Source organism: Variovorax sp. HJSM1_2, assembly GCF_049316285.1.
Taxonomy (GTDB): Bacteria; Pseudomonadota; Gammaproteobacteria; order Burkholderiales; family Burkholderiaceae_C; genus Rhodoferax_B.
Window position 1 is genome coordinate 37,685 of sequence record NZ_JBMOXA010000006.1, and the last position, 20,582, is coordinate 58,266.

Below are 20,582 nucleotides of genomic sequence, written 5' to 3' on the forward strand. Positions count from 1 at the left end.
GCCGCAAAAAAAAGGGTGCCATCGTGGCACCCTTTTTCACATTCCGGCGCAGATGGGTTTCAGGCGGCGTTGCGCAAGGCCGCACGTCCAAACATCGGTGACGCAATACTCGCCACCGCCAGTTCCCGCGCTGTCGCCACCAGTTCCGGGCCCAGGGCCAGCATGCGTTCTTCGGTCATGCGGATCAACGGGCCGGCGAGTGTCAACACACCAATCGCCGGCTCGCCCGGCAACTGCACCGGCGCCCCCATGGAGGCCATGCCCGGGGCATACATCTCGCTGATCATGCTGAAGCCACGTTTGCGTGTGGCCTGCAGAATTTTCGTCAGCGCCTTGATGGTGGTGGGCGCGTTGCGGCCGTAATCCTTGGGGTCACCAAAACCCGCCCTGGCGACGATTTCAATCGCCTGCTCGTCGCTCATGGTCATCAACCAGGCATGGCCGGCCGCGCTGCACGACAGGCACACGTCTATGCCGGTGTCGGGGTCGTAACGCAGGCCAAAACGTGCGCCCTGCGCTTTGGCCACAAAGGTCAGCCGATCACCGTCGACGATGGCCAGGCGCGCCAGTTCACCGGCCACGTCGGCCACGCGGTCGATCAGCGGCTGGGCAATGTCGACGATGCCGGAATTGCTCAGAAAGCTCAGGCCCATGGCCGCCAGCTTGGTGGTCAGTGCATAGCTGCCATGGTCGCGCGACTGGCGCACATAACCGATGCGCGCCAGTTCGGCGAGCAAACGGTGCGTGGCGCTCAAGGGCAAGGCCAGGTCTTTGGCAATCACGGCCAGGTTGGCACCAGCCGGCCGGGTCGCAAGGTATTCAAGAAGTCCGAAAGATCGTTCTAGTGTGCTCATGGCCGCATTCTCTTATGTTCGGATGCCTCAAATTTACAAGAAATTCTTTCCAATTTGGAAATCTTTTCCATTTTTTTGAAAATCATCTCTATACTCGCGAAAAATAAAAACGCCATAGAAGCGAAAACCGAAGCCCCCAGCGCAGCCGGCGTTCTGCGCTGGAGGCAGTCAGCCAAGTCATCACGCTGTCAGGGCCAGCCCTGACAGCGTGAACAGCAAGTGGAGTAGACAAGAGTGAACACCATAGACCTCGACGGCCGTAGCGTCGTGATCACCGGCGGCGCAGGCGGCATTGGCCAAGCGATTGCACAACGCGCACTGGCCAGCGGCGCCAGGGTTTGTATTTGGGACATGGCGCCCTCCGGCACATTGCCCGGCGCATCTGGCGCCAAACTCATGCAGTTATTGGTCGACATCACCGATGAAGCCGCCGTGGCCCGTGCCACGGCCGACACCCTGGCGCAGTTCGGCCGCATCGACGTGCTGGTCAACTCCGCCGGCATCACCGGCCCCACCCTGCCGGTGCAGGACTTCCCGCTCGACGCCTGGCTCAAGGTCATGGCAATCAACCTCACCGGCACTTTCCTGTGCAGCCGTGCCGTGGTCGCGGGCATGGCGGCGCAGGCCTACGGGCGCATCGTCAACCTGGCCTCGATTGCCGGCAAGGAAGGCAATGCGCAGCAGTCGGCCTACTCGGCCTCCAAGGCGGCGGTGATCGCCCTCACCAAATCGATGGGCAAGGAGTTGGCGCAAACCAATGTGCGCGTCAACTGCATCGCGCCGGCAATGATCGAATCCGCCCTGCTCGACCAGATGCCTGCGAGCAAGCGCAGCGAGAACCTGGCCAAGATCCCCATGGGCCGCGCTGGCACCGTTGCCGAGATCGCCGCCATGGCGCTGTGGATGGCCTCGGAAGAATGTTCGTTCACCACCGGGGCCACGTTTGATGCCTCCGGCGGCCGCGCCACTTACTGAGCATCTTATGAACTACAAGTTCGACTACACCGCCATCACCTCCAACGCCTGGGAGCTTTTCCTCGGCTGCCTGCTGACCTTGCAGATTTCGGCCGTGGCGATTGTCTTTTCGCTGGTGCTGGCCATTGGCCCGGCGATGCTGCTGCAGTCGCGCCCCCATTCCTGGGCCAGCCTGCCGATCAAAGTGTTTGTGGAAGTGGTACGCAACACGCCGTTTCTGGTGCAGATTTTTGTGCTGTTCTTCGGCCTGCCGACGATTGGCATCAAGCTCTCACCCAATGTGGCGGCCATCGTGGCGCTCACCGTCAACGGTTGCGCCTACTCGATCGAAATCATTCGCGGCGGGCTGGAGTCGATTCACAAGGGCCAGTTTGAAGCCGGCTACGTGCTGGGCCTGAGCCGCTTTCAGGTGTTTCGCTATGTGATCCTCAAGCCCGCGCTGCGCGCCATCTACCCGTCGCTCACCAGCCAGTTCATCTTCCTGATGTTGACCTCGAGCATCGCCTCGTCCATCACCGCCAATGAGCTGACCCATGTGGCCGCCCAGATCGAGGCCACCACCTTCCGCAGCTTCGAGGTGTATTTCACCGTGGCAGCACTTTATCTCGTGATGTCCATCCTGCTCTCGGCCATTTCCAGTGCCGTCTACAAGATGACCCTGACCTACCCCTCGCGCTGATATGAGCACTACTCTTACCTGGTCGCATTTCGCCTTGTTCATGCAGGGCCTGCAGTGGACGCTGCTGCTCACCATCATCGGTTTTGCCGGTGGAGCCATCGGCGGTTTGCTGGTGGCCCTGGCGCGCACCGCGCCTCAGGCCATCATTCGCCGCGCCGCCTGGGCGTTCATTGAGATCTTCCGCGGCACACCACTGCTGATGCAGTTGTTCGTGGTCTATTACGGCATTGCCCTGCTCGACATCCCGCTCAATCCCTGGGCTGCCGTGGCCGTGGGCTTGACCTTCCACGCCAGCGCGTTTCTCGGCGAAATCTGGCGCGGCGGCATAGAGTCGCTGCCCGGCGGACAAACCGAGGCCGCCAAGGCGCTGGGCATCCACTGGTGGCCACGCATGACAAGTGTGATCCTGCCGCAGGCCTTCAAGGTAGCGTTGCCGGCCACCGTGGGTTTCTCGGTGCAGTTGCTCAAGGGCACTTCGCTGGCCGCCATCGTGGGCTTCACCGAGTTGGCGCGCACCGGCACCATCGTCGCCAACCTCACCTACAAGCCGCTACTGGTCTACACCATTGTGGGCGGCATCTATTTCTTGTTGTGCTGGCCGCTTTCGGTGTGTGGCCGGCGCCTTGAAAAACGGCTGGCGGGCAGCGTTCGCTGACAACCGCTGTCCATCCTGCTCTCGTTCCTTCACCACAACCTCATGGAGACAAACATGACCTTCAAACTCAACCGCCGCGCGGTCGTCGGCATCGGTGCCGCCCTGCTGGCACTTGCGCCCGTGTTGTCGGCGCACGCCGATGCGCTGGACGACATCAAAAAACGCGGCACCATCCGCGTCGGTGTTTTGTCCGAGTTGCCACCATGGGGCTTCATCGATGCCTCGGGCAAAAACGTCGGTTACGACGTGGACGTGGCCGAGCTCATAGGCAAGAAGCTGGGCGTGAAGGTCGAGCTGGTGTCCATGAACGTGGCCGCACGCATCGCCCAGGTGATGACCGGCAAGGTCGACGTGTTGGCCGCCACCATGGGCATGTACCCCGACCGGGCCAAGGTGGTGCAATTCACCAAGCCCTACGCCGCGCTCAGCATCATCGTGATCGCCAAAAAAGGCGACAACATCACCAAGCTGGAAGACCTGGCCGGGCGCAAGATTGGCGTGACACGTGCCGCCGCACAGGACACCGCCATCACCCAGGCAGCCCCCGCCGGGGCCACCATCCAACGCTTTGACGACGACGCCGCCGTGGTGCAGGCCCTGCTGGCCGGCCAGGTCGACGTGATCGGTGGCAACAACACCTATTTGCTGAACATCAAGAAGGCCATGCCCGACAGCAGCTTCGAGCAAAAAGTGGTGATCAACCGCCAATACATGGGTGTGGCCATGCGCCCCGGCCAGAAGGATTTGAACACCCGCCTGAACCAGATCATCGACGAGATCAAGGCCAGCGGTGAACTCAACGCCATCAGCAAGAAGTGGACGCTGCAAGACCTGCCGGAACTCGTGACCGAGTTGCCAGGTGTTCCATTTACGGTGCAGTAACGGGCTAAACCCCAGCTTGCGCATCACGTGTTGCGCCCAGCCCCGTGCAGGGGGCGACGCCTGTGGCCCGGCAAAGCCGGTGCCACGGCGTCGCCACCTGGGGATGTGCCAACACCAAGCTATTTTTCGTTGCGCCGCTTGCCCGCAGTAATCAGAAAAGTCTAGAGATGAACTCACACAACACCAGTCAGTCCACGCCCATCATCCGCATGGCGGGCGTGCAGAAATGGTACGGCGCGTACCACGCCCTGAAGAACATCAACTTCGAGGTGCAAGCCGGTCAGCGCATCGTGTTGTGCGGGCCTTCGGGCTCGGGCAAATCGACGCTGGTGCGCTGCATCAACCGCCTGGAAAGCTGCCAGGAAGGCAAGATCATCGTCGACGGCGTGGACATCAGCGCCGGCCACGGCAAAGACATAGACAAGGTGCGCCGGGAAGTCGGCATGGTGTTCCAGCAGTTCAACCTGTTCCCGCACCTCACGGTACTGGAGAACTGCATGCTCGCCCCAGTGAAAACCGGCAGGATGAACAAGGAACAGGCGCGCGCCGCCGCCATGAAGCACCTGCAGCGTGTGCGTGTGGCCGATCAGGCCGACAAACATCCGGCACAACTCTCGGGCGGCCAGCAGCAACGTGTGGCGATTGCACGCGCACTGTGTATGGACCCCAAGATCATGCTGTTCGACGAGCCAACCTCGGCGCTGGACCCCGAGATGGTGAAGGAAGTGCTGGACACCATGATCAGCCTGGCCGAGACCGGCGTGACCATGATTTGCGTAACCCACGAAATGGGCTTCGCCAAAGCCGTGGCCGACCGCGTGATCTTCATGGCCGAAGGCGAAATTGTCGAAGAGGCCGCACCGGCCGAGTTCTTCGGCAACCCGCAGCACCAGCGCACCAAGACGTTCCTCGGCCAGATCCTGGCACAACACTAAAAAGATACACGATATGACGCAGACCGTCTTCATCCTCAACGGCCCCAACCTCAACCTGCTGGGCGAGCGCGAGCCCCACATCTATGGCCATGAAACCCTGGCCATGATCGAACAGAACTGCATCGCACGCGGTAAGGAACACGGCTTCAGCATCGACTTTCGCCAGTCGAACATCGAAGGCGAAATCATCAACAGCGTGCACGAGGCGCGCAAGAAGGCACAGGCCATCATCATCAACCCTGCAGGCTTTTCGTTCACCTCGATTGCGCTGCTCGATTCGCTCAAGGCCTTTGACGGCATCAAGCTCGAAGTGCACTTGTCGAACATCCACCGCCGCGAAGCGATCTACCACAACTCGCTGGTGTCCAAGACCGCCGATGCGGTGATCGCCGGCCTGGGCGCCGACGGCTACATCCTGGCGCTGGACGCCTTGGCCCGCAAATTTGCCGCAACCGCCAAATGAACACCTCAGTCTCAACAACAGCCTTACGCATAGGCCTCATGGGCGCCGGCCTGATAGGCCGCGAACACGCCGCCCTGGTGCTGCAACATCCCGGCACGGTGCTCAGCGCCATCGCCGATCCGTCGCCCGAAGCCAAGGCCTATGCCGCGTCCATCGGTGTGCCGCTTTACGCGCAGTACCGCGACATGCTCGATAAAGAGCAACTCGATGCGGTGATCGTCGCCCTGCCCAACGCCTTGCACGTCGAAGCCGGCCTGGCTTGTGTCGCCCACAAGCTGCCCATGCTGATGGAAAAGCCGATCGCCGAAAGCGTGGCCGCCTCCATGCAGCTGGTGCAAGCCGCCGAAGCCGCCAATGTGCCCATGCTGGTCGGCCACCACCGCCGCCACAGCCCCGACATCCGCGAGGCCAAACGTGCCATAGCAGCCGGCGAACTGGGTGACATCACCGCCGTCAACGGCATGTGGCTGGTGAAGAAACAAGACCGCTACTTCGACGCCGAATGGCGCCGCAAGCCCGGCGGCGGCCCCATGCTGATCAACCTGATCCACGAGATCGACTGCCTGCGCACCATGTGCGGCGAAATCGACAGCGTGCAGGCCATCGCCTCCAACAAGGCGCGCGGCTTCGAGGTGGAAGACACGGCCGCCATCATCTTCCAGTTTGCCAGCGGCGCCGTGGGCACTTTCCTGATGAGTGATGTGGTGCCCTCACCCTTCACCTACGACGTGACCTCGGGCCAGGCGCTGTACTTTCACCACGAGCCGGAAAACTGCTACTACATCGGCGGCCGCAAAGCCACGCTGGCGCTGCCCATGATGCACCTCTGGGGTTACGAGTCGGCCGATGGCGACTGGCGCGACCGTACCGTGCGCCGCGGCCTGCAAACACCGCGCTCCAGTGCCTACGTCAACCAGTTGGAGAACTTCATCGCCGTGGCCAGGCGCGAGGCCGAACCCGTGGTGTCGGGACGCGACGGCATGATGACCCTGGCCGTGACGCTGGCGGTGGACCGTGCAGCGCGTGAGGGACGCGCGGTGCGTATCGCGGAAATGTTCGAGAGCACACCCTGAGGCACTTCAAAATCTATAGCTTCATGCGCAGAACCCAAGGGCCCTAGCGGCCCTTTTTTCTTATGATTCTGGCGCGGGCATGCCTTCATGCCCCAAGGTATTCGTAGCAGTGGACAATAGCGGCCTGATGTCTACCCGTGTGATCCCCGTCGTCGACCAGCGCCGCGCGCAAAGTTTGCCGCCGCTCTGGCCATCCAGCGCTGCAGTGCCGGCTGCCCCTGCGGACGGTGTGCTGCGCGACCAAATCGGCCGCCCCTTGCGCGACCTGCGCATCAGCGTCACCGACCGCTGCAACTTCCGCTGCAGCTACTGCATGCCCAAAGAGGTGTTCCACAAAGACTACGCCTACCTGCCACACAGCGCGCTGCTGAGCTTTGAAGAGATCACCCGCCTGGCGCGCCAGTTCGTCGCCCAGGGCGTGCGCAAGATCCGCCTCACCGGGGGCGAGCCCCTGCTGCGCAAAAACCTCGAACAACTGGTGGCCCAACTGGCCGCGCTGCGCACACCCGAAGGCGACGCACTCGATTTGACACTCACCACCAACGGCTCGCTGCTGGCGCGCAAGGCACAAGCCCTGAAAGACGCCGGCATGCAGCGTGTGACCGTGAGTCTGGACGGCCTGGACGACAGTGTGTTCCGCCGCATGAACGACGTGGACTTTGCCGTGCGTGACGTGCTCACCGGCATTGAGGCCGCCCAAGCCGCCGGCCTGGGCCCGGTGAAGGTCAACATGGTGGTGCAACGCGGCACCAACGAACACGAGATTCTGCCCATGGCGCGCCACTTCCGCGGCACGGGTGTGGTGCTGCGCTTCATCGAATACATGGACGTGGGCAGCACCAACGGCTGGCGCATGGACCACGTGCTGCCCTCGGCCGAGGTCATCGCCCGCCTGCGCGCAGAACTGCCGCTGGTGCCGCTGGACGCCGCCAGCCTGGGCGAAACCGCGCAGCGCTGGGGTTATGCGAATGCCGCTGGCCAGCACGATCCGGCCTTGGGCGAGGTCGGCGTGATCAGCAGCGTGACCCAGGCTTTCTGCCATGACTGCAACCGCGCGCGTATCTCCACCGAAGGCCAGATGTACCTGTGCCTGTTCGCCAGCCAGGGTTATGACTTGCGCAGCCTGCTGCGCAGCGAAGCCAGCACAGACGCAAGTTTGGCCAACGCCATCGCTGCCATCTGGCAAGGCCGCGCCGACCGCTACTCCGAGCTGCGCGCCAGCCTGCCTTCAGACAACGCTCCCGCCGCCGACCAACCGCGCCGAGTCGAAATGAGCTACATCGGTGGCTGATGTCGCTTAGTTCACACACATTCCCAAGAAGATGATCTCGCGCCAAGACATCACCGGCATGGTGCTCGCAGGTGGTCAGGGCAGCCGCATGGGCGGGCTGGACAAAGGGCTGCAGCTGTTCCATGGCCAGCCGCTGGCGCGACTGGCGCTGGACCGGCTGTTTCCCCAAGTTGGCTGCGTGGCCGTGAATGCGCGCCGTCACCTCGACGTCTACGCCACCTGGAATGTGCCCGTGTGGACCGACACCCCACGCGCGCCCGGCAACAACGGCGACGACTACACCGGTCCGCTGGCCGGCTTCCTCGCCGGGCTGAGCCACTGCGCCACACCTTGGTTGCTCACCGTGCCCTGCGATGCGCCACTCTTCCCCTCCGACCTGGCCGAGCGCCTGAGCCAGGCCGTGGTGCGCGACGGCGCCAACCTGGCCATGGCCTGGGCCCCAGCCACACCGGCCGAAATCGCCTCGGGTGCACCCGCACTGCAGGCGCAACCGGTGTTCTGCCTGCTGCACAAAAGCCTGGCCGCAAGCCTGGCGCACTACCTGGCCCTAGGCGGCCGCAAGGTGCGCGCATGGACGGCACAACACCCTTGCAGCCAAGTCGCGTTCAACCAACCCCACGACCCTCCGCAGGCCTTCGGCAATGCCAATACGCTGGCCGAACTGCGCGGGCTTGAACTACTTGTCGCGTCATGATCACGCCCGCCCATTTCAGCATAGAAGACATTGCCTCGGGCCTGCCCGACTACAACGCGGATGACCAGCCGGCGAGCCAGGTCAGCGCCTTTCTGGCGCGCTGGGTGCATCCGGTCAGCGCCATCCAGGAAGTGCCGCTGCTCGAAGCACTCGGCCGGGTGGTGGCCAAAGACATCGTCTCGCCGGTAAACGTGCCGCCACACGACAACGCGGCCATGGATGGTTATGCGTTTGCATCCGCCACCCAGCTTCCCGCGCCCGTCGGGAGCAGCCTGCGCCTGCGCATTGCCGGCACCGCACTCGCGGGCGCGGCCTGGCGTGGCGCAACCCTGGCCGGAGAGTGCGTAAAGATCACCACCGGCGCCGTGATGCCGGCCGGCTTGGACACGGTGGTGCCACAGGAGCTGGTGCAGGCCACGGATGACGGCCACATCAGCTTCGCAGCCAACGCCGTGCGGCCCGGCGCCAACCGCCGCCGCTGTGGTGAAGACCTATCCCTGGGCGGCGTGGCGCTGGCACAAGGCACACGCATCAGCCCGGCCGCCCTGGGTTTGCTCGCCAGCTTGGGGCTGGCGCAAGTCTCGGTCTACCGCAAACTGCGCGTGGCCTACTTCTCCACCGGTGACGAAATCCTGGCACCGGGCCAGGCGCCACGCGAAGGCGCGGTCTATGACAGCAACCGCTTCAGCCTGTTTGGTTTGCTCACCCGCCTGGGGGTGGAGTGGCTGGACCTCGGCGCCGTGGCAGATGAACCCACAGCACTGGAAGCACACCTGCGCCGCGCGGCCCAGCAAGCCGACGTGGTGATCACCAGCGGTGGCGTCAGCGTGGGTGAGGCCGACCACACCCGTGCCACCATGCAAAAGCTGGGCGAGGTGGTCTTTTGGCGCGTGGCCATGCGCCCCGGCCGCCCCATGGCCGTGGGGCGTATCCGCGGGTCTCAGGAAAAATGGGCCTCCAACGCTGATCAAGCGAGCACAGAAAGCTATCAAAACAATAAGCAACCGAGCTTGATTGCACGTTCCGGCACAGGCGCGGGCGGTGCGGTGTTGTTCGGCCTGCCCGGCAACCCGGTAGCGGCCATGGTCAGTTTTATCGCTTTTGTGCGCCCTGCGCTGCTGCGCATGATGGGCAGCAGCGAAGCGCCGCCGCCGCGCCTCAGGGCGCGCAGCACCCAGGCGCTGCGCAAGGCCCCAGGCCGCACCGAATACCAGCGCGGCGTGGTCGACATCGCGCCCGATGGCGCGCTGCAAGTGCGCACCACCGGCCACCAGGGCTCTGGCCTGCTGAGCTCCATGGTGTTGGCCAACGGCCTGATCGTGCTACCCCACGACCAAGGCCCGGTGGCGGCCGGTGACTGGGTCGAGGTGATGCTGTTCGAGGGAGCCATCTAGCTGTCGATGATCTGCGCCGCTCGCTGGGGTGGGCGGGTCTTGTGTTCAGCAGTGCTGCATAAAAGCAACACCCCATCTGCCGCAACCCAAGCCACCAGAATGCTTGGCGCAGCGGCTTTCGGCAAGCGCATGTCTAGCTGCAAGGCCTAGCATTTTTTGCCACCGAGCCCCGCATTCGGATGCCGTTTGGGGCCTGGGCACAACACTGCAACACGCCGCCACAACCCGTCGGCAGCGCCTGCACCAGCGTCAGCGCCACGGGTGTAAAAGCTCTCGGACTTTTGGATGTGATGATCAATCAAGAATGTCACCCATTTCTATTCAAATTTACCTATAGTCAGCTTCAGTCCAAACACCGTGTTTCAGCCTGTTAGGCGATGGGCATCCAATTCACCCCGCCATTGGATGCTTGGTAAGTGCTACGCAAGGTAGTGCTGATGGCTTGAGTGTTGAAGCCAAACGCCAGCCACAGCTGGCAACAGCAAGTTCAAGTGATGCATGGGAGAGGTGCACCACAACGCCAGGGGAACACAAAGCCAAGCTTTGATGTAGGCGTGATCGTCAGTCCGTGAGGTCCGTTAGTTCTAGTCCGTACTTTTTGAAAGAGAAAGGAATAGCCATGCAGCCGAAATCTCGCTTACGAAGTCTTGTTCTCAATTTGCTGGTTCCCTGTGCCGCACTCCTGGGTGCCATCTCACCAGCACAAGCCCAGGCACCAGCCAAGAAGCCCAACATCCTGGTGATTTGGGGTGACGACATTGGCACCTGGAACATCAGCCACAACAACCGCGGCATGATGGGCTACAAGACGCCCAACATCGACCGTGTCGCCAAGGAAGGCGTTGGTTTTACCGACTACTACGCTCAACAAAGCTGTACGGCTGGCCGTGCCGCCTTCATCAGTGGCTCAGTCCCAGTGCGTTCAGGTATGACCAAGGTGGGTATGCCGGGTGCCGCAGAAGGCTGGCAAAAGACCGACGTGACCATGGCGACCGTGCTGAAAAGCCAGGGTTACGCCACCGGCCAGTTCGGCAAGAACCACCAGGGCGACCGCGACGAACACCTGCCCACCATGCATGGCTTCGACGAGTTCATGGGCAGCCTCTACCACTTGAACGCCGAAGAAGAACCCGAAAACCGCGACTACCCGCGTGACATGAAGCTGCCCAATGGCAAGACCTTCCTGCAGCAGTTTGGTCCACGCGGCGTGATCAAGTCCAAGGCCGACGGCAAGGGAGGTCAAACCATCGAGAACCTGGGCCCGCTGACCAAGAAGCGCATGGAGACGATTGACGAAGAATCCCTGGCCGCCGCCAAGGAGTTCCTGACCCGCCAAGCCAAGGAAGGCAAACCTTTCTTTGTGTGGTGGAACGCCACGCGCATGCATTTCCGTACCCACGTGAAGGACAGCAACCGCGGCATCTCCGGCCAGGACGAATACAGCGACGGCATGGTCGAGCACGACATGCAAGTGGGCGAACTGCTCAAGCTGATCGACGATCTGGGCCTGGGCAACGACACCATCGTGCAGTACTCGACCGACAACGGCCCGCACTACAACACCTGGCCCGACGCTGGCACCACGCCTTTCCGTGGCGAGAAAAACTCCAACTGGGAAGGTGCCTTCCGCGTGCCCGCCTTCGTTCGCTGGCCCGGCCACTTCCCTGCAGGCGTGACGCTCAACGGCATCGTTTCGCATGAAGACTGGCTACCCACGTTTGCCGCCGCCGCTGGTGCGCCAGACATCAAAGAAAAGCTGCTCAAGGGTGTTGCGCTGAATGGCCGCAACTACAAGAACCACATTGACGGCTACAACATGCTGGGTTACCTGAGCGGCACCGAGAAAGAGTCGCCACGCAAGGAGTTCATCTATGTGGGGGATGATGGTGCGGTGATGGCCATCCGTGTGGGTGACTGGAAGGCCGTTTACCTGGAAAACCGCGCCAAACAACTGCAGGTGTGGCGTGAGCCGCTGGTGCACCTGCGCTTGCCGCTGCTGTTCAACCTGCGCCGTGACCCGTTCGAGAGGTCGCAAGAAAACTCAAACACCTACCACGACTGGATGATTGACCGCGCCTTCGTGCTGATTCCGCTACAGGCCGTGGCCAGCAAGTTCCTGTTGACGCTGAAGGACTACCCACCTAGCCAAAAGCCGGGCGACTGGAGTCTTGATTCGCTGGAGAAGCAAATCAAGAGCATGACCACCGCAGGCGAATAAGCTCGCGCATGGAAAGAGGCGCCGTCTGCAAGGGCGGTGCCCTTTTTTTATCCACCATCGGCGGTTGATCCGTTTGAAGGAGTGAAGATGAAGCGTTTCTTGCTCGCGGCAGCCACCGCATTTCTGGCCACCACCGTCACCCCGGTTTTTGCAGCCGACCCCCTGCCCTCGTGGAACGACACCGGCCCGAAAAAAGCCATCGTCGCATTTGTCGAGAAGGTCAGCACACAAGGCTCGGCCGACTTTGTGCCGCTGCCCGAGCGTATTGCCACCTTCGACAACGATGGCACGCTGTGGTCAGAACAACCGGTCTACTTTCAGTTTGCGTTTGTGATCGAACGCATCAAGATCTTGGCGCCCAAGCATCCCGAGTGGAAAACCAAAGAACCTTTTGCATCGATCTTGAAGGGCAATATGAAGGGTGTGCTGGCGTCCGGTGAAAAAGGTGTCGTATCACTCTTGGCCGCCACCCACGCAGGCATGACCACTGACGAGTTCGAGCAGGCCGTCAACGACTGGGCGGTGTCCGCCAAGCACCCCAAGACCGGCAAGCTGTACACCGAGATGGTGTTCCAGCCCATGCTGGAGTTGCTGAACTACTTGCGCGACAACGGGTTTAAAACCTATATCGTTTCCGGTGGCGGCATCGAATTCATGCGCCCCTGGGCAGAGCGGATCTACGGTATTCCGCCCGAACAAGTCGTGGGTTCCTCAGGCGGGCTGAAGTTTGAGATGCGCGGCAACGTGCCTGTGCTCGTCAAGCTGCCTACCCTGGTGTTGAACGACGACAAGGAAGGCAAACCCGTGGGCATTCAGCGCCACATTGGCCGCCGCCCGATCGCCGCGTTTGGCAACTCGGATGGTGACCTGCAAATGCTGCAATGGACCACCGCCGGCAGCGGCGCGCGCTTCGCACTCTACGTGCACCACACCGATGCCGATCGCGAATGGGCCTACGACCGCAAGTCACACATAGGCAAGCTGGACAAAGGGCTGGACGAAGCCACTGCCAAGGGCTGGACCGTGGTCGACATGAAGAACGACTGGAAGAAGGTTTTCCCCTGGTCGCCGTAAGCCCCGGCTGGGTTCAGGCGCTCGGCCTGCGCATGCTCAGGCCAGGCTCTTGAAGTAGAACGTGGTGCCGCACGGCGCGCCGTCGGGCATCAGCGCATAGTTCGGAACCTCGCCCACACGCTGCCAACCGGCACGCTGGTACAGGCGCTCGGCAGCGCCGCCGGTTTCGGTGTCGAGCACCAGCACGGTCTTGCCGTTCGCCGCAGCGGCCCGGTCCACAGCCGCCATCAGCTGCTGTGCCACACCGCGGCGGCGCGCCCGGCGGTGCACCAGCATTTTGGCCACGTCGGCGCGGTGCGGTTGGTTGTCCGGCTGGGCAGTGATCAACTGCACCGTGCCGACCAATTGCCCCGGCCCTTGCTCGGCCACCAGCAACACCCGTTCCTGGCGTGCCACACCGGCCAGCACCGCTTGCCAGAACGCCAGCGCTCTGGCCGGGGCCAAAGGCTGCATGAAGCTCACAGACGCGCCCCCGGCCACACAGTCCAGCAACACCTCGGCCAGCGCCTGCGCCAGGGCGTTTGTGCTGCTGCCATCGGCCAACGCCTCCTCGGCAGAAACCTGGCGAACCGTGATGCTTGCAGCAATGGTGTCTGGGTTCATGGGGCTCTCCTGGAGGAAGCGGAGCTGACGGTGTTCAGCGCCACCAGATAACGTGCGGCCACCTTGCCGGGGTTGTGAAAAACGATGGGCTGGTCCAGCCGCATGGCCAGGCAATCACCGGGGTCTAGCGGCCACAACACATTGCCCACGGTGATCTGCATGCGGCCCTTGATGAGCCAGATCTGCTGGTGCACTTCGTTGTCGCGCACTGCCGAATCCAGCGCCACACGTGCCCCTGCGGGGAACTGCACCTCCACCAATTGCAGGCCGGAACACACGGCTGCCGCTGCGGGCGACAGGTTGCGCCGCAGATAACCCGAGGCTGGGTCGGTCCACACCGGCTGATCGGGCGCCCGGCTCACGGGGCTGGGCACTTCGGCCGAAATGTCTTGGAACAGCGCCGCCAGCGCCACGCCCAGCGCCGTGGCCAGACGGTCGAGCACGGCCGCCGTGGGGCTGCTTTCTCCGCGCTCTATCAGCGAGATGTGGGAACGGCTGACCTTGCTGCGTTCGGCCAGCATGTCGAGCGACAGCCCTTGCTGGTCGCGCAACTGCCGCACCTGCATGGCAATACGTTGGTTAATGTCCATGAATTCCAGTTTAATGGAAATTTATTCCATCAAACAGGAAATATTTAAACCCACCGATAACACTCAGCAGGCTTGTCGCGCCGAAACAAAGCCATGTGCTGGTGCTGCCGTCTCAGCTATTGGCCATGTTGTAGTAAGCCGACAGCCCGGTGCTGGTCTGCGACATGCTGCCCATCTGCTGCGACAACTTGATCAGCGCGCTTTGTTGCAGCTTGATGGCGGCGCTGCGGCTGGTCAGCGCTTCCAGGGTGGCACTGGTGCGGCTGTCGGCATCCAGTTCCTTGCTGGCCGCCTTGTCGACCAACTGGCCGAGTTTGTTCAACACGGCTTGCGCCTTGGCCGGCGACTCCTTGTAGGCGGCTTCAAACTTGGCCATGTCAAGCGACAAGCTGCCGTCGGCCGCCTTGGTGAAACCGATGGCGCGCAAATCGGCGATCTTGGAGAAGTCCGAGCTCATCGCACGCGTCATGCTGCGGCTGAGGTTGGCCACGCCGTTGCTCTGCGATGCGGCGGTCTTGGTGACCGCCAGCATGGCGTTGAAGCTCGCGGAAAAGCTGGCGATGGCCTTGGCCACCTCCTCACTGGTCGAGGTGCTGCTCAGCCCCGTAAGCCCCTGCGCCGTACGTTGGGTCTCGGCAATGGAGGCCTTGAATTTGCCCAGCGCAGAGAGGCTGGCGCTGGTGCTGTCCAACTGGCTTTGCAGCCGTGTGTCGACCTTTTTCAGACTCGGTGGGGTCGGATAGACTTTTTCAGTGGTTTGCGCCGTGGTCTGGCTGCTGGTAGCGCTGGTGGAAATGCCAGTGCTGCGGAGTGTGGTCAGTGTGCTGAGGTTCATGTCTGCTTCCTGCCCGCCAAGACGGGAGCCAATCAAAAGCGATTGCCCGAATTTTTGAACGCGGAGGCGATATGTAACAGCCGGATATGCAGCGCAAACACCCGTCAATTCGCGCCCACAAAAGCCTGGGGCCTGAACCTACGGCCAAGGCTCAAGTCCACCATTAAGGTAGAGACATCCATCTCAACAGGAGAGCGCCATGCCACGAGGTGACAAGACGGCCTATACCGACAAACAAAAGCGGCAAGCCCGCCACATTGAAAAAAGCTACCAGCAACGCGGCCTGCCCGAGGACCAAGCCGCAGCCCGTGCCTGGGCTACGGTGAACAAAGAGTCGGGTGGTGGCAAACTCAGCGGGTCGGGCCGCAAGAAACCGGCGCGCTAGCGCCCCCCGGCCAGCAATACCGGGCCGCCCAGGGTTTAGTCCAGCAAATCGCCTGCGGCCTCGGGCTGGTACAACAAGGTTTTGAAACGCGCGCGCACCAGCGCGCCATCCGCACCCTGCCACACCAACGGGTCGCCCACCCGGCAACCCAGCAAGGCCAGGCCCAGAGGGGTGAGCACGGTCACGCTGTTATCGGTTTTTGCGGCGGCTTCAGCGTCTTCTGCTGCATCGGCCGCTCCGGGGTAGCGCAGCGTGACTTCGAAATCACGCCCGGTCGCGCCATCACAAAGCAGCACCCGCGAGCGCATGGTGGCAACATCGCCCGGCACCTCGGCGGGGGGCACGATCTCGGCAGCATCGAGCAGCTCGGCCAAAACACTGGCGCTGGCGGGATGGCCGTCTTGGCGGCGCGCCAGCATGCCCTGCAGGCGTGCTTGGTCAAGCGCGCTCAGGGTACGGTCAAAAAACGAGTTCTCCATGGAACACTCCAACATTTGCCCCTCGTGCAAAAGCAGCGCGGCGGCGTGAAGCTCGAATGCTGCCCGGCGACCGTGTGTTGAGCGAATGGGAAAGGTTTTGGTGCCGGGCTTAGAGCGGTGCGGCGAGGTTTCGCATCACCGTGTGTTGACCGAGACCTGGCTGGTCATCCACCTGTGCAGCGGCCACCGCGCGGCCACAATGGCAGCGCTGGGCGTGACGCGCACAGACGGAATGGTGAGAGAACATGCGGCCAGTTTAAAACGGCCTGGAATAGGCATACGCCCAGGTGCGACTTTAAAACCTGCGGCTTTAAGCCTGGGCCACAAAACCAGTGCGGCGCAGTTGAGGTCAACCCGGTTCACGATCTGCCTGCGGCAACACAGAGATCGTGAACGGGGTTTAAAAACCGCTGCGTGCGGGTTCGGCTTAACCCACCCAACGACGCGCGTTGCGCCAGATCTGCAGCCAGGGGCTGGCGGCGCTGGTGTCGCCGCTGGTCCAGCTCATTTGCACGTTGCGGAACACACGTTCGGGGTGCGGCATCATGGCAGTGAAGCGGCCATCGGCGGTGGTCACGGCGGTCAGGCCACCGGCGCTGCCGTTCGGGTTGAACGGATAGGCTTCCGTGGCCTGGCCATGGTTGTCCACATAACGCATGGCAGCGATGGCCTTGGCCGCATCGCCACGCGCCGAGAAGTTGGCGTAGCCTTCGCCGTGCGCCACGGCGATGGGCAGGCGCGCGCCGGCCATGCCTTGCAGGAACACGCTGGGGGATTCCAGCACTTCGACCATGGACAAGCGCGCTTCAAAACGTTCGCTCTTGTTGGTGGTGAAGCGTGGCCAGTCTTGTGCGCCGGGGATGATGTCGGCCAGTTCGGCAAACATCTGGCAGCCGTTGCACACCCCCAGCGCCAGAGTGTCGGGGCGCGCAAAGAAGGCCTGGAACTGCTCGGCCAGCACCTGGTTGAAGGTGATGGAGCGGGCCCAGCCAATGCCTGCACCCAGGGTGTCGCCGTAGCTGAAGCCACCACAGGCCACCACACCCATGAAGTCGGCCAGCTTGGCACGGCCGCTTTGCAGGTCGGTCATGTGCACGTCATAGGCTTCAAAACCAGCCTCGGTGAAGGCGTAGGCCATTTCCACGTGTGAGTTGACCCCCTGCTCGCGCAGCACCGCCACCTTGGGGCGCGAGGTCAACACGGCAGGAGCGGCCGGTTGGTTTACCCCGAATGTTGGCGGCAGGTAGACGTGCATGCCCGGGTCGTCTTCACGGCCGGCGGCAGCGTGTTCGGCATCGGCGCAGGCCGGGTTGTCGCGCTGTTGGTTGATCTTCCAGCTCACGCTGTCCCAGACCTGGTGCAGGTCGGACAGCTTGGCCGAGAACACGGCCTTGGTGTCGCGCCAGACCTGGATTTCGCCCACACCGACATTCATGCCCGGCGTGCCGCCTGCGGGGCGGGTCTTGCCTATGATGTGGCTGTGTTGGCTCAGACCGTGCTCGCGCAGGGTTTGCATCACGGCGTCGCGCTCGACGGTGCGCACTTGCAGCACCACGCCGAGTTCTTCGCTGAACAACGCCTTGAGGGTGAGTTCCTCGCGGCGTGCGCTGACCTGGCTGGCCCAGTTCTTGGCGTCGCCACTGTCCATGCGGCTGTCGGAAATGCCGTCGCCCTCGGTGACCAGCATGTCGACGTTCAACGCCACGCCGACGTGGCCGGCAAACGCCATTTCGCAGACACTGGCAAACAGGCCGCCGTCGCTGCGGTCGTGGTAGGCCAGGATGCGGCCTTGGCTGCGCAGCAGGTTCACGGCCTTGACCAGGTTCACCAGGTCTTGCGGGTGATCGAGATCCGGCACGCTGTCGCCCACTTGGCCGAGCACTTGCGCCAGGATGCTGCCGCCCATGCGGTTTTGGCCACGGCCCAGGTCGACCAGCACCAGCGTGGTGTCGGCCTCGACGGTGCTGAGTTGTGGCGTGAGGGTGTTGCGCACGTCACCCAGGGTGGCGAAGGCGGTGACGATCAAGCTCACGGGGGAAGTGACTTTCTTCGCTTCGCCGCCGGCGTCTTTCCACTGCGTGCGCATCGACAAGCTGTCTTTGCCCACGGGGATGGAGATGCCCAGCGCCGGGCACAGTTCCATGCCCACGGCGTGCACGGTGGCGTACAGCGCGGCATCTTCGCCGGGTTCGCCGCAGGCGGCCATCCAGTTGGCGGACAGCTTGACACGTGGCAGTTCAATCGGCGCGGCCAGCAGGTTGGTGATGGCTTCGGCCACGGCCATGCGGCCCGAAGCCGGTGCATCAATCGCCGCCAGCGGTGTGCGTTCACCCAGGCTCATGGCCTCGCCGCCAAAACCGGCGTAGTCGGCCAGCGTCACGGCCACGTCGGCCACGGGCACTTGCCAGGGGCCAACCATCTGGTCGCGGTGCGACAGGCCACCCACGGTGCGGTCGCCAATGGTGATCAAGAAACGTTTGGAGGCTACCGTGGGGTGGGCCAGCACGTCGATGGCGGCTTGCTGCAGCGCCACGCCGGTGAGGTTGACCGGTGCGAACTGGCGCGCCACGGTCTTCACATCGCGGCGCATCTTGGGCGGCTTGCCCAAGAGCACGTTCATCGGCATGTCGACCGGCGCCGGGCCAGCCGACTCGGCATCGGACAACACCAGTTGGCGCTCTTCGGTGGCCGTGCCAATCACGGCGAACGGGCAGCGCTCGCGTTCACACAAAGCCTGGAACTGCGCCAGCGATTCGGGCGCGATGGCCATCACATAACGTTCTTGGCTTTCGTTGCTCCAGATTTCCTTGGGCGACATGCCGCTCTCTTCGAGCTTCACGGCGCGCAGGTCAAAACGCGCACCACGGCCGGCGTCATTGGTCAGCTCGGGAAAGGCGTTCGACAAACCACCCGCGCCCACGTCGTGGATCGCCAGGATGGGGTTCTTGTCGCCTTGCAACCAGCACTGGTTGATGACTTCTTGCGCACGGCGCTCGATTTCAGGGTTGCCGCGTTGCACCGAGTCAAAGTCGAGTTCGGCCGCGTTCGCGCCCGTGGCCATGGAGCTGGCCGCGCTGCCGCCCATGCCTATGCGCATGCCCGGGCCACCGAGCTGGATCAACAGCGAACCGGCGGGGAACACGATCTTGCTGGTTTGCGCAGCGTCGATGGCGCCCAGGCCACCGGCGATCATGATGGGCTTGTGGTAGCCACGGCGGATGTTGTCCACGTCGGACTGCACCGTTTGTTCGTATTCGCGGAAGTAGCCCAGCAGGTTGGGCCGGCCAAATTCGTTGTTGAACGCGGCGCCGCCCAGGGGCCCTTCGATCATGATTTGCAGCGGGCTGGCGATGTGCTCGGGCTTGCCGTAAGCCGCTTCGCCGGCCGCAGGCCACAGGTTGGACACGGTGAAGCCGGTCAACCCCGCCTTGGGGCGCGAGCCGCGGCCGGTCGCGCCTTCGTCGCGAATCTCACCGCCCGCGCCAGTCGAGGCGCCGGGGAAAGGCGAGATCGCCGTGGGGTGGTTGTGCGTTTCCACCTTCATCAGCACATGGCTCAAGGCGCTATGTTTTTCGTAGCTGACGACGCTTTCTGCTGCAGCACCAACGCCCGATTTGGCTTGGAAGCGCTGAATCTGCAGGCCTTCCATCACCGAAGCGTTGTCGGAGTACGCCACCACGGTGTGCGCGGGCGCCAGCTTGTGGGTATTGCGGATCATGGCGAACAGGCTCTGGTCCTGCTCGGCGCCGTCGATCACGAATTCGGCGTTGAAGATCTTGTGGCGGCAGTGTTCGCTGTTGGCCTGGGCGAACATCATCAGTTCGACGTCGCTGGGGTTGCGCTTGAGCTGCGTGAAGGCGGCAAGCAGGTAGTCGATCTCGTCGTCGGCCAGGGCCAGGCCGAAGCTGCGGTTGGCCGTCTCCAGGGCTTCGCGGCCACCGCCCAACACGTCCACCTGCGCCAGCGGCGCGGCGGGCAGCGATTCAAACAGGGCTCGGGCCTGGGCGCGCTCGGCCAGCACACTTTCGGTCATGCGGTCGTGCAGCAGCGCGGCAACCTGCTCTTGCTGCTCGGTGCTCAGCGTGGGCAGCTTGCCCAGCAGGCCGGGCTTCAGGCTCAGGCGGTATTCGGTCAAACGTTCGACACGACGCACCGACAGGCCGCAGTTGTGCGCAATGTCGGTGGCCTTGGAGGCCCAGGGCGAGACCGTGCCGATGCGCGGGCTGACGATCAACGCGACGCCATCGGCAGCACCGACATACGGGTCGCCGTAGTTCAACAGCGCTTGCCAGCGCGCCTGTTCGGCCTCGCTCAGCGCATGGTCGGTGGCGACCACGTGGACAAACCGGGCCGCAATACCCACGATCTTCTCGTGGATCACTTGCAGGCGGGGCAGGAGTTGCTGGGCGCGGAAATCGCTGAGGGCATTGCCCCCGTCGAACTGGGTAAGGTGCAGGGTCACGTGGCGGCCTGTTTTGAGCTAGGTCTGCAGATGATTTCGGT

19 protein-coding genes are annotated in these 20,582 nt (G+C 63.1%); 13 read left to right on the forward strand and 6 right to left on the reverse strand.

Going from position 1 to position 20,582, the window contains the following annotated elements:
• Nucleotides 1–59: 59 nt before the first annotated feature.
• Entirely contained in the window at nucleotides 60–854 is a 795-nt protein-coding gene (locus ACFQ95_RS08365; protein WP_422830386.1) for an IclR family transcriptional regulator, read from the reverse strand.
• Between the two features lie 234 nt (nucleotides 855–1,088).
• Between ACFQ95_RS08365 and ACFQ95_RS08370 the strand changes: the two genes are divergently transcribed.
• The 12 genes from ACFQ95_RS08370 to ACFQ95_RS08425 all read left to right on the forward strand — a co-directional run bounded on the left by ACFQ95_RS08370 (nucleotide 1,089) and on the right by ACFQ95_RS08425 (nucleotide 13,187).
• Nucleotides 1,089–1,829, forward strand: a complete 741-nt coding sequence (locus tag ACFQ95_RS08370) for an SDR family NAD(P)-dependent oxidoreductase (RefSeq protein ID WP_422830387.1) — start codon at nucleotides 1,089–1,091, stop codon at nucleotides 1,827–1,829.
• 7 nt (nucleotides 1,830–1,836) lie between these two features.
• Nucleotides 1,837–2,508, forward strand: a complete 672-nt coding sequence (locus tag ACFQ95_RS08375) for an amino acid ABC transporter permease (protein ID WP_422830388.1) — start codon at nucleotides 1,837–1,839, stop codon at nucleotides 2,506–2,508.
• A gap of 1 nt (nucleotide 2,509) precedes the next feature.
• A complete protein-coding gene (locus tag ACFQ95_RS08380; RefSeq protein ID WP_422830389.1) occupies nucleotides 2,510–3,163 on the forward strand; it encodes an amino acid ABC transporter permease in 654 nt (217 codons plus the stop codon).
• Between the two features lie 54 nt (nucleotides 3,164–3,217).
• Nucleotides 3,218–4,045, forward strand: a complete 828-nt coding sequence (locus ACFQ95_RS08385) for a transporter substrate-binding domain-containing protein (RefSeq protein WP_422830390.1) — start codon at nucleotides 3,218–3,220, stop codon at nucleotides 4,043–4,045.
• Between the two features lie 167 nt (nucleotides 4,046–4,212).
• On the forward strand, nucleotides 4,213–4,980 hold the full coding sequence (locus tag ACFQ95_RS08390) for an amino acid ABC transporter ATP-binding protein (protein ID WP_422830391.1): 768 nt from the start codon (nucleotides 4,213–4,215) through the stop codon (nucleotides 4,978–4,980).
• Between the two features lie 13 nt (nucleotides 4,981–4,993).
• A complete protein-coding gene (locus ACFQ95_RS08395; RefSeq protein ID WP_422830392.1) occupies nucleotides 4,994–5,443 on the forward strand; it encodes a type II 3-dehydroquinate dehydratase in 450 nt (149 codons plus the stop codon).
• Entirely contained in the window at nucleotides 5,440–6,516 is a 1,077-nt protein-coding gene (locus ACFQ95_RS08400) for a Gfo/Idh/MocA family protein (protein ID WP_422830393.1), read from the forward strand. The genes ACFQ95_RS08395 and ACFQ95_RS08400 overlap by 4 nt, the downstream gene beginning before the upstream one ends.
• A gap of 127 nt (nucleotides 6,517–6,643) precedes the next feature.
• Entirely contained in the window at nucleotides 6,644–7,807 is a 1,164-nt protein-coding gene (gene moaA, locus ACFQ95_RS08405; RefSeq protein WP_422830394.1) for a GTP 3',8-cyclase MoaA, read from the forward strand.
• 31 nt (nucleotides 7,808–7,838) lie between these two features.
• Nucleotides 7,839–8,501, forward strand: a complete 663-nt coding sequence (mobA, locus tag ACFQ95_RS08410) for a molybdenum cofactor guanylyltransferase MobA (RefSeq protein WP_422830395.1) — start codon at nucleotides 7,839–7,841, stop codon at nucleotides 8,499–8,501.
• Entirely contained in the window at nucleotides 8,498–9,895 is a 1,398-nt protein-coding gene (locus tag ACFQ95_RS08415) for a molybdopterin molybdotransferase MoeA (protein WP_422830396.1), read from the forward strand. Before mobA ends, ACFQ95_RS08415 begins: the two co-directional genes overlap by 4 nt.
• A gap of 619 nt (nucleotides 9,896–10,514) precedes the next feature.
• Nucleotides 10,515–12,113, forward strand: a complete 1,599-nt coding sequence (locus ACFQ95_RS08420) for an arylsulfatase (RefSeq protein ID WP_422830397.1) — start codon at nucleotides 10,515–10,517, stop codon at nucleotides 12,111–12,113.
• Between the two features lie 87 nt (nucleotides 12,114–12,200).
• Complete coding sequence (locus ACFQ95_RS08425; protein ID WP_422830398.1) at nucleotides 12,201–13,187, forward strand: HAD family hydrolase; 987 nt, start codon at nucleotides 12,201–12,203, stop codon at nucleotides 13,185–13,187.
• Nucleotides 13,188–13,223: 36 nt separating this feature from the next.
• On the opposite strand, the gene ACFQ95_RS08430 is transcribed toward ACFQ95_RS08425, so the two are convergent.
• The 3 genes from ACFQ95_RS08430 to ACFQ95_RS08440 all read right to left on the reverse strand — a co-directional run bounded on the left by ACFQ95_RS08430 (nucleotide 13,224) and on the right by ACFQ95_RS08440 (nucleotide 15,215).
• The gene (locus ACFQ95_RS08430) at nucleotides 13,224–13,790 is read right to left on the reverse strand and encodes a GNAT family N-acetyltransferase (protein ID WP_422830399.1); all 567 of its coding nucleotides are present in this window, start codon (nucleotides 13,788–13,790) and stop codon (nucleotides 13,224–13,226) included.
• Entirely contained in the window at nucleotides 13,787–14,380 is a 594-nt protein-coding gene (locus ACFQ95_RS08435) for a helix-turn-helix domain-containing protein (protein WP_422830400.1), read from the reverse strand. The genes ACFQ95_RS08430 and ACFQ95_RS08435 overlap by 4 nt, the downstream gene beginning before the upstream one ends.
• A gap of 112 nt (nucleotides 14,381–14,492) precedes the next feature.
• Complete coding sequence (locus tag ACFQ95_RS08440) at nucleotides 14,493–15,215, reverse strand: hypothetical protein (protein WP_422830401.1); 723 nt, start codon at nucleotides 15,213–15,215, stop codon at nucleotides 14,493–14,495.
• Nucleotides 15,216–15,414: 199 nt separating this feature from the next.
• Here ACFQ95_RS08440 and ACFQ95_RS08445 point away from each other — a divergent pair, with 199 nt between their 5' ends.
• Nucleotides 15,415–15,600, forward strand: a complete 186-nt coding sequence (locus ACFQ95_RS08445; RefSeq protein ID WP_422830402.1) for a hypothetical protein — start codon at nucleotides 15,415–15,417, stop codon at nucleotides 15,598–15,600.
• Between the two features lie 35 nt (nucleotides 15,601–15,635).
• Here the strand turns inward: ACFQ95_RS08445 and ACFQ95_RS08450 are convergent, their stop codons facing one another.
• Nucleotides 15,636–16,079, reverse strand: a complete 444-nt coding sequence (locus tag ACFQ95_RS08450) for a GreA/GreB family elongation factor (protein WP_422830403.1) — start codon at nucleotides 16,077–16,079, stop codon at nucleotides 15,636–15,638.
• Between the two features lie 427 nt (nucleotides 16,080–16,506).
• Entirely contained in the window at nucleotides 16,507–20,541 is a 4,035-nt protein-coding gene (purL, locus tag ACFQ95_RS08455; protein WP_422830404.1) for a phosphoribosylformylglycinamidine synthase, read from the reverse strand.
• Nucleotides 20,542–20,582 lie beyond the last annotated feature (41 nt).

Excerpts from the sequence above, each read along its gene's own strand:
- ACFQ95_RS08365 (WP_422830386.1), bottom strand. The coding sequence starts at position 854 with ATGAGCACACTAGAACGATCTTTCGGACTTCTTGAATACCTTGCGACC.
- ACFQ95_RS08375 (WP_422830388.1), top strand. The coding sequence starts at position 1,837 with ATGAACTACAAGTTCGACTACACCGCCATCACCTCCAACGCCTGGGAG.
- ACFQ95_RS08380 (WP_422830389.1), top strand. The coding sequence starts at position 2,510 with ATGAGCACTACTCTTACCTGGTCGCATTTCGCCTTGTTCATGCAGGGC.
- ACFQ95_RS08385 (WP_422830390.1), top strand. The coding sequence starts at position 3,218 with ATGACCTTCAAACTCAACCGCCGCGCGGTCGTCGGCATCGGTGCCGCC.
- ACFQ95_RS08390 (WP_422830391.1), top strand. The coding sequence starts at position 4,213 with ATGAACTCACACAACACCAGTCAGTCCACGCCCATCATCCGCATGGCG.
- ACFQ95_RS08395 (WP_422830392.1), top strand. The coding sequence starts at position 4,994 with ATGACGCAGACCGTCTTCATCCTCAACGGCCCCAACCTCAACCTGCTG.
- ACFQ95_RS08400 (WP_422830393.1), top strand. The coding sequence starts at position 5,440 with ATGAACACCTCAGTCTCAACAACAGCCTTACGCATAGGCCTCATGGGC.
- moaA (WP_422830394.1), top strand. The coding sequence starts at position 6,644 with ATGTCTACCCGTGTGATCCCCGTCGTCGACCAGCGCCGCGCGCAAAGT.
- mobA (WP_422830395.1), top strand. The coding sequence starts at position 7,839 with ATGATCTCGCGCCAAGACATCACCGGCATGGTGCTCGCAGGTGGTCAG.
- ACFQ95_RS08415 (WP_422830396.1), top strand. The coding sequence starts at position 8,498 with ATGATCACGCCCGCCCATTTCAGCATAGAAGACATTGCCTCGGGCCTG.
- ACFQ95_RS08420 (WP_422830397.1), top strand. The coding sequence starts at position 10,515 with ATGCAGCCGAAATCTCGCTTACGAAGTCTTGTTCTCAATTTGCTGGTT.
- ACFQ95_RS08425 (WP_422830398.1), top strand. The coding sequence starts at position 12,201 with ATGAAGCGTTTCTTGCTCGCGGCAGCCACCGCATTTCTGGCCACCACC.
- ACFQ95_RS08430 (WP_422830399.1), bottom strand. The coding sequence starts at position 13,790 with ATGAACCCAGACACCATTGCTGCAAGCATCACGGTTCGCCAGGTTTCT.
- ACFQ95_RS08435 (WP_422830400.1), bottom strand. The coding sequence starts at position 14,380 with ATGGACATTAACCAACGTATTGCCATGCAGGTGCGGCAGTTGCGCGAC.
- ACFQ95_RS08440 (WP_422830401.1), bottom strand. The coding sequence starts at position 15,215 with ATGAACCTCAGCACACTGACCACACTCCGCAGCACTGGCATTTCCACC.
- ACFQ95_RS08445 (WP_422830402.1), top strand. The coding sequence starts at position 15,415 with ATGCCACGAGGTGACAAGACGGCCTATACCGACAAACAAAAGCGGCAA.
- ACFQ95_RS08450 (WP_422830403.1), bottom strand. The coding sequence starts at position 16,079 with ATGGAGAACTCGTTTTTTGACCGTACCCTGAGCGCGCTTGACCAAGCA.